Origin of the sequence: Haloarcula sp. JP-Z28 (assembly GCF_011440255.1) — an archaeon.
GTDB classification, from domain to species: domain Archaea; phylum Halobacteriota; class Halobacteria; order Halobacteriales; family Haloarculaceae; genus Haloarcula; species Haloarcula marismortui.
In genome coordinates this window covers 55,860-66,962 of the sequence record NZ_JAAOHT010000016.1, presented here as the reverse complement: position 1 = coordinate 66,962, position 11,103 = coordinate 55,860, and the positions used below count along the sequence as shown (strand labels likewise).

Genomic DNA, 11,103 nt, shown 5'->3' with positions numbered 1-11,103 from the left:
ACGGTATCGGCTGTTACCTCGGTGCGAAGATCGAAGTTGACGGTGAACTGTTCGGGACGGTCTGTTTCGTTGCTCGTGACCCCCGGTCGGGCCAGTTCAGACAGGACGAACAGGCCTTTGTCGAACTCCTCACCCGCTGGTTCAAATACGAACTGAGCCGACGCGATGGACAGATACAGTGGCCGTTAAAAATGTGAACATCTGAAACGTCTCCTTGTCGGGCGACGGCTCGCGCTGACGTACGGCCTGATTGATAGCGGGTAGGTCAGTCATCGACTGCAGCCTGTTCGGGCTGTCCGGTTTCGGATCCGGAGTCGTATTTCACCTCTATGTACAGCAATGCGACGATGGTGAGTGTTGCGAGAGTTTGCACGGCAACGGTCATCGGCGCCAGTGGAGCGAACATCGTCTAATCTACAAATATAATGTCAACCAAACAATATTTAAATGTTACTGCAAATACTTTTGTCGTACTGGGATCGACCGTGAGAAAATACGACGCAACCCTGAGTGAATCATTACCCCTCGAACGATAGTGGTCGCCTAACGATATTACTGAGGCTGTAAAAATGACAGACATGGGTCTACTCGATGGCCATAGTCCCGGGAGCACCGGCATTAATTATTCCTGAATATCCGACTAACAGGGTGCAACTACGGAAATACCTGCCTCAGTGACACACTAGAGCCAATGTGGACAGTGTCAGTACTATTTCAGACGTACCCACTAACACACTTGAAATGTACGCCCGGAACACTAACGTCCGGCATCATCCTCGGCGGTGTGCCACGTCAGCCGGCAAACCCTCGTGCCGGGCGGGTCGCCGGATACGGCGACCGATTGCGCGAGCGGCGTCAGCCGCGAGCGCGGGTGATTACGGCGTAATCACCGAACGCCCAGACGGTGCAACCGTCTGGCAGGTCGTTGAATAACGACCAGATGCGGTGTGAACCGCGGTCATGTCGCGTGCCCGGGTTCTCCGGGTCGTCATTGTCCCGGTGACGGGTCTCAGCCGGGGATTAAAGGCACGCAGCCGTAGTTAGCCGGTCGCACACCTAAGGGTGACGTTCAGACGGCGTAGTCGTCTTCGCGCAGCTGGACGTACTTGCCGTTGCGGGAGGAGAACTTCCCCCATTTGTAAGCCAGAACCATCTTGATGCCGTTGTAGCCGCCACGGAGCGCCGCATCGGCCTTGATTCCGCGGGCGTCCATCAGGTCGTTGGCGGTCCTAAAGGCTCGGTCCCAGTCGCCGGGCCGCCAGTCTCGAACCATGTCCGCGAAGGTGACGTTCCGGAGGATTTCGTCGCCGATGGCGTCGTGCCAGGCGTCGTTGTACCGTTCGAGGCGGTCGTTCGCGGCGAGGCGGCCGGCGATTTTTCCGGTGCGAACGGCGACGTGGTCGCCGCCCTCGTGGAACGCCGAGGTGGTCCCCATTGCCCCACCGGCCACAGCGATGCCAGCACCCACCGGGGATTCTATCGGCCGGGTCGAGGAGATGGGGTACGTTTCGGTCCCCTTCGATTTCCCGCGCTCTTCGACGAGCGGGAAGTCGTCGAGGTCGTACGCCTGAAACTCCCGTTCGAGCAGTCGCTCGATGTACTGCCGGCCCTGCGGGATGCTGTCGTCGCTCGCGTTGAGGAGGTCCCACTCGGCGCTGTCGTAGGCGTCAATATCCAGCCCGATGGGCATCGTCAGACCGATGCGGGCGACGGAATTGTCGTTCGGGAAAATCCACGGGTACGCCGTGTGACCGGGCATAATGCCCCACCAGAACTCGATGAACTCCGGTGTGAACAGCTCCTCTGGCATCCGGCGGTGTTCCTGATAGGCGATGTGGTTGACCTTGTTCGACGGCATGATATCGGCCATCGTCTGTCCGGCCGGGAGGAACTGGTCGAGCGTGCCGCCGGTGATAGTCCGCTGTGGGCCGTCGGCGAGAATCACGAACCCGGCGGCGATGTCTTCGCCGTTGGCCAGCCGGACGGTGTGTCGCGGCGAACTCCGGAGGTCTGTCTCGACGCCGGTGACGCTGACGCCGACGCGGTAGTCTGCGCCCGCGTCCGTCGCCCGCTCACGAAGCCAGTCGTCGAACCGCGCTCGATGGAAGGTGATGCCGAAGCCGTCAGCGCTGGAACTGATACCGGTCTCGGTAAGCGTCATCTCCGTCGAGGGGCCGTAGAACTTCGCCCCGTCGAGTTCGCTCAACACCACGTCTTCGGGGAACTCCGACCGCGGGATATCCATGATGTCGAACCAGTAATCGAGCAACCCGGCGGCGTCCGTCGAGTCCGGCCCCGTCCCCTCGCGGTCGGCTCTGGGGACCCCCTTTTCGAGGAGGACGGCGTCGGCCCCGTGGTTGGCTGCAGCCTCGGCCGCCGACGACCCGGCCGGGCCACCACCCACAATGGCGACGTCTACGTGTTCCATACCCGCTACGGTGTCCCGCGCCCGCTAAAACCTATTGTCTTGCATCGAAACTGGGGTCTGACGCGCTCACCTGACTGAACTGGAACGCACTGTGCCCTACGACTCGGACACTGCGTCGGCGAGTGATACGTCGTGTTGTTCCAGCCGTTCGACGGCCCGCCGGTACGCGTCGCTCTCTGCGAGCGCTGTGGCCCGTACAGCGTCGGCAACTGTTGCCCGCCGGTCGGCAAGTCCCAGAAGTTCCCGGCGTTGTGCCTCGTATTCACATCGAGTCCGGACCGTCGAAAGTACTGACAACAGAGTGTCCCGGTCAGCGGGCTTTCTGAGATACGAGTCGACTGGAATATCCAGAATATCCACGTCCGGCTTGACGCTGCTTATCATCACGACCGCAGGGGCAACTGACCGCTGTCGGAGCTTTTCGGCGACCGTTTCGCCGCTCAGTTTCGGCATCTGCCGGTCCAGCAGTACTGCATCAACTGAGTCGTCGACGCACTGCAACCCCGTACGACCGTCACCAGCCTCTATAACTTCGTATTCCTCCGGAAGCCAGAGCTTGTAGAGCTGTCTATAGTCTTCGTCGTCATCGATCACCGCAACGCTCGTCGATTTCCCCATTCCTTGAACGCTGTACGCTGGCCATCCTACAAATATGCTAAGATATCGGAGTACTATTACTACAAATTTTACTAATTCAGGCTGGTATTTCTACCGTTCTCTAACTATAGCAATAGCAACACTATCTCTGGCGGACTATCAACAGACTGCCGGCACCGTTTTGAGGCCCCCGCGTGGAGCAGACGGTATGGCTCTGCACGCCACAGGAGAGGTTCAATGGCCGACATCGTCGTGACGCGCTACGGCGTTCACGGAATGCCGGTCGACCAGTACGTGACAGCGCTCCGGGAACGACTGCCGGAGTGGGATGTCGCCGTCGCAGAGACGCCCGAAGCCGAGCGGGACTTGATTGCGGATGCGACAGTTCTGACCGGCAACGATGTCTCGCCGGAACTGGTCGATACTGCCGACTCGCTGAAGTTGTTTGCAGGGACATACGCTGGATACGACCACCTCCCACTCTCGGAGTTGGCGGACCGCGACATCGCGCTCACGACGGCCTCCGGCGTCCACGGGCCGAACGTCGCCGAGAATGTCGTCGGGTCATGGCTCGCCTTTGCCCGGGGTTTCTTCACTGCCCGTCGCCACCAGCGCGACCACATCTGGCAGTCGTTCCACACCGACGACTTCGCCGGCAGCCGTGTCTGCATCGTCGGGCTGGGAGAAATCGGCGAGGCAATCGTCGACCGCGTGCAGGGGTTCGGTGTGGAGACCGTTGGCGTCCGCTACTCGCCGGAGAAGGGTGGCCCGACGGACGAGGTGTACGGCTTCGACGAGATCCGCGAAGCGGTCACCGACACGGAGTACGTTGGGCTCGCCTGCCCGCTCACCGACGAGACGCGCCACCTCATCGACGAGGCGGTGTTCCAGACCATGCCTCCCAGCGCGGTGCTCACCAACGTGGCCCGCGGCCCAGTTGTCGATACCGACGCGCTGGTCAGTGCGCTCCAGCGCAACCACATCGACGGCGCGGCGCTGGACGTGACCGACCCCGAACCGCTGCCCGGCGACCACCCGCTGTGGGACTTCGAGAACGTCCTCATCACGCCCCACAACGCCGGCCACACGCCGAGCTACTACGAACGGCTGGCAGATATCGTCGCTGAGAACGTCCAGCGGGCCGAGCGGACTGGCAAGTGGGACGGCCTCAGGAATCAGATAGAACTGTAGTCACTGCCGGCTGGCGAGATAGCCAGCGCGGGCTTCGTACACCAGATACGAGACGACGGTCACACCGAACACGCCGCCGAGTAGGTGCGCGACTGTACCGCTCCCGAGGCTAGTGCTCCCGACGGTACCCTGCAGCAGTTCGACTACGGCCACTACCGCCGCGAGCCCAATGTACCGCCAGCGGGCCGCGACCGGAAGCGTCTCGCTATCACCTGCCAGCGCGAGATACAGGTGTGTGCCAGCCAGAACGGCGAAGTACGTAGCTGCGACGAGCACGACCGAGGCGACAGGGCCGAGCGGAACCGCCCGGAACAGGAGCGCCCAGACGAGGACGACAGCGCTCACCACCCCGATCTGAAGCTTCGTATCGCGGGAGACCATATGCCAGAAGTCGAGTCTGGCCGTGAAAAAATATCGGATCGTCTAGCAGTTCTCGTGCGACTCGGAAGAACGGCGCTCGGCGAGGCCGACCGTTACAGATAGCCGCGTTTGTTCAGCAGTTCGCCGTTCAGCACGCTCGCGCCCGCGGCACCGCGCATCGTGTTGTGTGCGAGGCAGTTGAACTGGACGCCGTCGGTCGTCTCGCGGAACCCGCCGACTGCGACGCCCATGCCGTCCTCGACGTTGCGGTCCAGGCGTGGCTGTGGGCGGTCGGGTTCCTCGAACACCGTGATGAGTTTCTCCGGCGAGGACGGCAAGTCGATGCCAGTCACGGACTCCATCGCGGCCTCGGCGTCGGCCGCAGAGATGTCCTCAGCCGTGTCGGCCCAGACGTTCTCGAGGTGGCCGTCGAGCGTCGGGATGCGGTTACAGGAGGCGGCCACGTCCATCTCGTTGAGCTGGACTTCTGCGCCGTCGAACGAGCCGAGCAGTTTGCGCGATTCGCTCTCCATCTTCTGCTCTTCGCCGCCGATGTGTGGGATGGCGTTATCGATGATTTCCATCGACGTGACGCCGGAGTAGCCCGCGCCGGAGACAGCCTGCAGCGTCGAGACGCGCACGTCGGTCAGGTCGAACTCGCGGTCGAGGCCGGCCAGCGGCGGGACCATCGTGATCGTCGAGCAGTTCGGGTTCTTCAGGAGCGCGCCGTCCCAGCCGCGCTCGTCGCGCTGGACCTCAAGGAGGTCGACATGGTCGGCGTTGACCTCGGGGATGATGAGGGGCACGTCCTCGTCCATCCGGGCGTTCGAGGAGTTTGACGAGACTGTGTAGCCGGCTTCACAGAACTCCGGTTCGACTTCCGCGCCGACGCTCGACGGGAGCGAGGAGAAGATGAGACCGACGTCGTCGGGCACCGAATCCGGGTCGGTGGCGCGGACTTCTAACCCAGCCACGTCCTCGGGAATCGGGGAGTTGACGCGCCACTTGGCGGCGTCCTTGTATGTCTCGCCAACGCTCGCGTCGCTGGCGGTCAGTGCTGCGATTTCGAACTCGGGGTGGGGGTCAAGCAGCTGGATAAGTCGCTGCCCGACTGCGCCAGTCGCACCGAGCACACCTACGCGTACAGTCATCGCTTGACACACGGCTACGGGTGGTCAAAACAGTTTGGATACGAAGCCATACCGCCGCCCTCGTCGGGTTACTCGTTTTCAGTGTCTTCGAACACCCATTCGATGACGCGGGCCTCGACGAGGTCCCGCTCCTCTACGTAGGGGTCGTCGCGATTCGCCAGCGCCTCCTCGGCCTCGGCGCGCATCTCCGCCTCGATTTCCGTGTGGTCCGGCTCGTCCCGAATGTCGTTCAGCAGCGCCTCGAAGTCCTCCCGGAGGTCGAAGGAGGCGCGGGCGGCGTTACACCGGGATAGCGGGCTCATCCCGGTCTCTAACACGAGGTCCCGCACCGTCTCCCAGTCGGAGCCACAGAAATAGATGGACACCTCGCCGACGATGTCCTGCCAGGCGATGGGGTCGGCGTGCTTGAGCAACGGGACCGCCCGCGGCGGCAGGTCCAGACGGGTCTTCGTGTCGGGATTCCCGCACAGACAGCAGGCTTTCTCCGTTTTCCCCGTGTACATGTGCGACAGTTGGGTCGGAGATATTTGGACCCATCGCAGTCGGACGGTGGCTCTCTACACCGGAATGAACTCGGGGTCCACGTCATTCAGGCGGTCGGTGTTCGAGACGAACTGATAAAAGTCGCTGTAGAGGTCCGTACACTTCCCGTCCACGTCGTAGCGGAGCGTGTGCCAGTCGGCGACAACGGCGCAGTACTGCTTCGCTCGGGTGAGCGCGACGTTCAATCGACGGGGGCCGTCGACCGGCCGCCCGAGGAACCCGACGGTCCCCTCGGCGTTGCTTCGGACGAGCGAGAGGACGATGGCCGTCCGTTCACCGCCCTGAAACGAGTCGATGGTGTCGACAGTCACCCTGTCTCCAGCGTCGGTCCGCTCTGTGAGCGTCTCGCGGATACGTGACACCTGCGCGCTGTACGGTGTGATGACGCCGATTTCGTTGGCCGGCACGTCCGACAGCAGGTCCTCAACGAGATGCGCGACAAGGCGGGCTTCGGTGGGATTGGACTTGGAGTGCCCGACGGTCTCGACCCGACCGCCGACGTTGTACCCCTCTATCGCTGGCCGGTCGGGAAGCGGGTCGACGGCCCGCCCGTTCCGTAGCGTGCGGTCGTAGAACCGCCGGTTCGGGAAGTACGCGATGTCTCGGTGCATTCGATACTGGGTCTGTAGCTGAAGGCCAACACCGTCGTAGACGCCGCCGTCGGCGTAGAGATGCTCGAACAGCGAGTGGCCGTAGCTCGATTCTGGCGGTTCATCGCTGGCGCTGTAGGGCGGGAGCTGTCGATGGTCGCCGGCCAGCACGGCGCGGTCGGCCCGGACCAGCGGGATACACGACGCCGCGCAGGTGGACTGTGTCGCTTCGTCGAGCACGACTAGGTCAAACTCACGGGCGAGCGTGGCGGCGCTGTTGTTTGTCACCGCCACTACGTCGGCCCGCCCGGGCACGTCGCTGTAGGCGCGCCGGACAACGTCGTTTGCCGACTGGCTCGCGTTCACGCGGTCGAGCGTGTAGTCGCCGTCGCCGTGCTGGCCGTAGGCGTGCAGTGACTGCGGGTCGGCCTCGTCGCTCCTCGACGACCCCGCCACGAGGTTGTCGACGGCCTGATTCGAGTCCGCACACACCAGCACGTCCTCACCGGCCTGTGCAGCACGCCGGACGATTTCGACCAGCGTCCGCGTCTTCCCGGTCCCCGGCGGGCCGTGAATACAGAACAGGTCGTCGGCCAGCAGCGCGTGCTCGACGGCCAGTTGCTGCTCCTGATTCAGTTCCGCGTCGAACTGGTCGCTCCGGGCGGCTGCTCCGTTTGAGAATGTTATCGGCCGGTCGCCAGCGAGCACGTCCCGGAAGCGGTGGTCGGCCAGCGAGTCAATCGCCTCCCGTTCGCGGTCAAACGGAACGGGATTGAGCACTGCTGTGAGCCCGTAGGTGGTGTCACCGTCGGTGAGTGCGCTTTCGAGCGCCGTCGCACCGTCGACCTCGGCCCAGTTCACCGCGACCCAGACCGACCGGCCGCGGATACGCTCGACTGTCGCCGGCACCGGGAACGGGCCGTTCTCTCGGGTCCCGTCCACGTCGTGAACCAGCACCTCGTTTCCCTCGTGGATGCCAAACACCGACTCCACGACAAACGCCCAGTCGCCGTCCTGCCTGGCGGCGACATCCGCGGGCGGGTCGACGTGGAACCGGTATGTGCCGTCGTCTCGGCCCCGCGCATGGAGTTCGGGGACTGCGTCGCCACCGGCCTCGTACACCCCGTCAGGTGAGCGCCGCTCGGCGCGCTCTCGGTTTTGCCGGCGAGTCGCCTCGCGTTCGCGCTCAACGTGGGAACGCAAGCCGTCGAGCAACTCTGCAGACGGGATCGGATTTCGGGCCGGTTCGCTGTCGTCTACTGGCGAGTCGTAGGAGGGTGGGTACGTCTCCGGGACGTAGTCGGAGTGCCAGAAGCGGATCCGGTCGGCCAGCCCCGTGGCTCCGAAGGCATCCGCGTCGACGAAGTCCCGTTCGCCGTCGCGCTCGAAGACGAATATCCCGCCGTGGAGGGAGTGGTCGGTGAAGGCGACGAACTCGTCGGTGACCCGCGCCGAGTTCGGTTCGTGCAGCGGGATACAGACCCAGTCCGCCTCGGGGTGGGCGAGTTCGTCGTGATGGCCCGCAAACTCGGCGACCGGCCGCACAGGGACGACATCGCCGTGGTCGTCGAGGGCGTCGTCGTCGGGGACACACAGCGATGCGCCGTCGAGGTCGAAGGACCCGATGACGTGGTCGAACAGGAGCGACATCTACCCCCGAATGTGCCCTGCTGTCATAAAACAGTACGGCCCACCTCGACAGCCCGTCACACCGGACAGGAACGTTTTAATCGCCGGACCGGTCACACATCCGTATGGATACCGCCGAGCGACTCGATCTGGTGACGCGACACACCACAGAGGTCGTCACCGAGGACGAACTGCGGACGCTGTTCGAGGAGAGCGACCCATCGGCGTACATCGGCTACGCGCCGACCGGCGAGATGCACATCGGCCACTTCACGACGATGCGAAAGCTCGCTGACTTCCTGCGGGCCGGCGTCGACGTGACGGTTCTCATCGCGGACCTGCATGCTCACCTCGACGACAACAAATCGCCTTTCGATCTGCTGGATGCCCGTTCGGCCTACTACGAGACGGCCATCGAGGGCATGATTGAAGCGGCCGGCGCGGACCCCGAGGACGTGACCTTCGTCCGCGGGACCGACTTCCAGCTCGACGAAGAGTACACGCTGGAGATGTACCGGATGGCCGCCGAGACGACCATCTCTCGTACGCAGCGCGCGGCCAGCGAGGTCGTCCGCGAATCTGAGAGCCCGAACCTCGGCGGACTCATCTACCCGCTGATGCAGACGCTCGACGTGAAGGCACTCGATGCCGACATCGCTTACGGCGGTGTCGACCAGCGCGGCATCTACATGCTCTCGCGCGAGATTCTGCCCGACCACGGCGGCGAGTCGCCGATCTGTCTGTTCGCGCCGCTGCTATCGGGCCTGTCCGGTGGCAAAATGAGCGCCTCGGACGAAGCGTCGAAGGTCAACCTCACCGACAGCCCCGATGAGGTCGACGAGAAAATCAATCAGGCGTACTGCCCGGCCGGCGAGGTCGAGGAGAACGGCGTGCTGGAGTACCTCCAGCACCTCGTCTTTCCCGTGCTGGACGTTCGCGGCGATTCGTTCGTCGTCGAGCGCCCGGAGGAGTACGGCGGCGACCTGACCTACGAGAGCTACGACGAGGTCGAATCGGACTTCGTCAGCGGCGAACTCCACCCCGCCGACCTGAAGCCGTCGGCCGCCAGCGCGATCTCGGACGTTATCGACCCGGTTCGGGAGCGACTGGCCGACGAAGACGAGCTACTCGCCGAGGCCTACCCCGAAAAGTACGGCCCGGAGTGACGCGGTCGACCGATGTCACCCTCCGATTCGAGCGGCGACAGTGACGACCCGGCGCGCTCGCGGGCCGCCGTCCGCCGGACCTACGAGGACATCGGCGACCACTTCTCGAAGACCCGCGAGTACGCCTGGCCGGAGGTCGAATCGTTCGTCGACGAGTCCGGCAGTGTCGGGACGGCGCTCGATGTCGGCTGTGGCAACGGCCGCCACGCGGAACTGCTCGCGGGGGTCGCTGACCGCGTCGTCGGCCTCGATGCCAGCCGCGCGCTCCTGCGGGCGGCGACCGACCGCGTCGGCGACAGCGTTGCGCTACTGCAGGGCGACGCGACCCGCCTTCCGCTCGCTGCCGGAGCCGTCGACCTCGCGGTGTACGTCGCGACGCTGCATCACCTCCCGTCACAGGCCGCCCGCCGCGCCAGTCTGGACGAACTGGCCCGCGTGCTCGCGCCGGGCGCTCGGGCGCTCGTCAGTGCGTGGAGCACGGCCCACGACCGCTTCGACGCCGACCCCGACGCGGACGAGGGCTTTGACACGACCGTCGACTGGACGCTCCCCGGCGGCGAGACGGTCCCGCGGTTCTATCACATCTACGCGCCGGCCGAATTCGAGCGCGATGTCGCCGACAGCGACCTCCGGCTCGTCTCGATGGAGCTGTCAAGCGGCAACTGTTACGGGGTTGTCGAGCCAGAAGGGAAACGCACTTAATTGCCTTCCATCTATGAGGGTATACGTTCGCACTCGGGCGAAATACAGTCCGCCGAGTCTGTGTCTGCACGAGTGAGCGGCGGTGGTGAGCAAATCCGACGGATTTGCGAACGACGCCGCGCGTGAACGAAGACGCGAAGCGATGAGCGGCGGTGGTCTAGTGGTAGGACCTGAGCCTTCCAAGCTCATGGCCCGGGTTCAAATCCCGGTCGCCGCATCCTGCGAGGAACGGACGTGACGAGCGGATGCTGTACGGAGTGATTTGAACTACGGAAAGCCGAGCGATAGCGAGGATTTGCAGTCGAGTTCAAATCCCGGTCGCCGTACTGTGCCACAGACAGTGACGACCAGCCGAGGCGTTTGAATTTCGCCGCGTTCGTTCTCTGGTCGACTCCGCAACTGCCGACACCCTCACTCCGGTTCGACGGCAGCCTGCTCGAACTCCTCCCAGTCGTCGCCCATCCACTCTTGCAGGCGGTCGGTGACGCCGGCAAAGTCCTCGCCGTCCTCAAAGGACTCGACGACAACCCAGCCGTCGCCATCGCGGTTGTAGCCGAGGCTGTAGCCATGGTCCCCGTTGATAATGACGACGAACGCGGCCACTACATCGAGGTCAGGGAAGAACCCGACCGGCGCAAACCCGTAGTCGTCGTGCTGGGCTTCGAGGGCCGAAATCTCGCTCGTCGAGAGCGGTCTATCCGGCAGCGAGTCCGTCAGTTCGGTCATTACGTCGCAGTCGTGGGGAG

General features: G+C 63.9%; 11 protein-coding genes, 1 tRNA gene and 1 pseudogene. 5 read left to right on the top strand and 8 right to left on the bottom strand.

Annotated features, from left to right (window positions below; translation table 11 throughout):
* Positions 1-197 (top strand): annotated as a pseudogene (locus tag G9463_RS09010) (GAF domain-containing protein); the annotation flags it as partial.
* 68 nt (positions 198-265) lie between these two features.
* Here G9463_RS09010 and G9463_RS09005 read toward each other — a convergent pair.
* From G9463_RS09005 to G9463_RS08995, 3 genes are all read right to left on the bottom strand, one after another.
* Entirely contained in the window at positions 266-406 is a 141-nt protein-coding gene (locus G9463_RS09005) for a hypothetical protein (RefSeq protein WP_007188426.1), read from the bottom strand.
* Between the two features lie 663 nt (positions 407-1,069).
* Positions 1,070-2,428, bottom strand: a complete 1,359-nt coding sequence (locus tag G9463_RS09000; RefSeq protein WP_165896507.1) for an NAD(P)/FAD-dependent oxidoreductase — start codon at positions 2,426-2,428, stop codon at positions 1,070-1,072.
* Positions 2,429-2,524: 96 nt separating this feature from the next.
* Entirely contained in the window at positions 2,525-3,046 is a 522-nt protein-coding gene (locus G9463_RS08995) for a response regulator (RefSeq protein ID WP_165896506.1), read from the bottom strand.
* Between the two features lie 216 nt (positions 3,047-3,262).
* Between G9463_RS08995 and G9463_RS08990 the strand changes: the two genes are divergently transcribed.
* Positions 3,263-4,216 carry a D-2-hydroxyacid dehydrogenase gene (locus tag G9463_RS08990; RefSeq protein WP_165896505.1) on the top strand — a complete coding sequence of 318 codons (954 nt, stop codon included), beginning with the start codon at positions 3,263-3,265 and terminating at the stop codon, positions 4,214-4,216.
* Here G9463_RS08990 and G9463_RS08985 read toward each other — a convergent pair whose 3' ends face one another.
* From G9463_RS08985 to G9463_RS08970, 4 genes are all read right to left on the bottom strand, one after another.
* Positions 4,217-4,597, bottom strand: coding sequence for a hypothetical protein (locus G9463_RS08985; protein WP_004962547.1), 381 nt, complete (start codon positions 4,595-4,597; stop codon positions 4,217-4,219). It abuts the gene before it with no gap.
* Positions 4,598-4,689: 92 nt separating this feature from the next.
* Positions 4,690-5,727, bottom strand: a complete 1,038-nt coding sequence (asd, locus tag G9463_RS08980; protein WP_165896504.1) for an aspartate-semialdehyde dehydrogenase — start codon at positions 5,725-5,727, stop codon at positions 4,690-4,692.
* 68 nt (positions 5,728-5,795) lie between these two features.
* Complete coding sequence (locus G9463_RS08975) at positions 5,796-6,230, bottom strand: hypothetical protein (protein WP_004962543.1); 435 nt, start codon at positions 6,228-6,230, stop codon at positions 5,796-5,798.
* A gap of 54 nt (positions 6,231-6,284) precedes the next feature.
* Positions 6,285-8,510 carry an AAA domain-containing protein gene (locus G9463_RS08970; RefSeq protein WP_165896503.1) on the bottom strand — a complete coding sequence of 742 codons (2,226 nt, stop codon included), beginning with the start codon at positions 8,508-8,510 and terminating at the stop codon, positions 6,285-6,287.
* A 104-nt stretch (positions 8,511-8,614) separates the two neighbouring features.
* Between G9463_RS08970 and G9463_RS08965 the strand changes: the two genes are divergently transcribed.
* From G9463_RS08965 to G9463_RS08955, 3 genes are all read left to right on the top strand, one after another.
* Complete coding sequence (locus G9463_RS08965; RefSeq protein ID WP_165896502.1) at positions 8,615-9,655, top strand: tyrosine--tRNA ligase; 1,041 nt, start codon at positions 8,615-8,617, stop codon at positions 9,653-9,655.
* A 12-nt stretch (positions 9,656-9,667) separates the two neighbouring features.
* Positions 9,668-10,357, top strand: a complete 690-nt coding sequence (locus G9463_RS08960; RefSeq protein ID WP_007188038.1) for a class I SAM-dependent methyltransferase — start codon at positions 9,668-9,670, stop codon at positions 10,355-10,357.
* Between the two features lie 146 nt (positions 10,358-10,503).
* Positions 10,504-10,574: transfer RNA gene (locus G9463_RS08955), tRNA-Gly, on the top strand.
* 194 nt (positions 10,575-10,768) lie between these two features.
* Here G9463_RS08955 and G9463_RS08950 read toward each other — a convergent pair.
* Entirely contained in the window at positions 10,769-11,083 is a 315-nt protein-coding gene (locus G9463_RS08950; protein WP_165896501.1) for a hypothetical protein, read from the bottom strand.
* Positions 11,084-11,103 lie beyond the last annotated feature (20 nt).

Bases quoted from the DNA above. Each gene is read 5' to 3' on its own strand.
- G9463_RS09005 (WP_007188426.1), bottom strand. From the start codon at position 406: ATGTTCGCTCCACTGGCGCCGATGACCGTTGCCGTGCAAACTCTCGCA.
- G9463_RS08960 (WP_007188038.1), top strand. From the start codon at position 9,668: ATGTCACCCTCCGATTCGAGCGGCGACAGTGACGACCCGGCGCGCTCG.
- G9463_RS09000 (WP_165896507.1), bottom strand. From the start codon at position 2,428: ATGGAACACGTAGACGTCGCCATTGTGGGTGGTGGCCCGGCCGGGTCG.
- asd (WP_165896504.1), bottom strand. From the start codon at position 5,727: ATGACTGTACGCGTAGGTGTGCTCGGTGCGACTGGCGCAGTCGGGCAG.
- G9463_RS08950 (WP_165896501.1), bottom strand. From the start codon at position 11,083: ATGACCGAACTGACGGACTCGCTGCCGGATAGACCGCTCTCGACGAGC.
- G9463_RS08995 (WP_165896506.1), bottom strand. From the start codon at position 3,046: ATGGGGAAATCGACGAGCGTTGCGGTGATCGATGACGACGAAGACTAT.
- G9463_RS08970 (WP_165896503.1), bottom strand. From the start codon at position 8,510: ATGTCGCTCCTGTTCGACCACGTCATCGGGTCCTTCGACCTCGACGGC.
- G9463_RS08985 (WP_004962547.1), bottom strand. From the start codon at position 4,597: ATGGTCTCCCGCGATACGAAGCTTCAGATCGGGGTGGTGAGCGCTGTC.
- G9463_RS08990 (WP_165896505.1), top strand. From the start codon at position 3,263: ATGGCCGACATCGTCGTGACGCGCTACGGCGTTCACGGAATGCCGGTC.
- G9463_RS08965 (WP_165896502.1), top strand. From the start codon at position 8,615: ATGGATACCGCCGAGCGACTCGATCTGGTGACGCGACACACCACAGAG.
- G9463_RS08975 (WP_004962543.1), bottom strand. From the start codon at position 6,230: ATGTACACGGGGAAAACGGAGAAAGCCTGCTGTCTGTGCGGGAATCCC.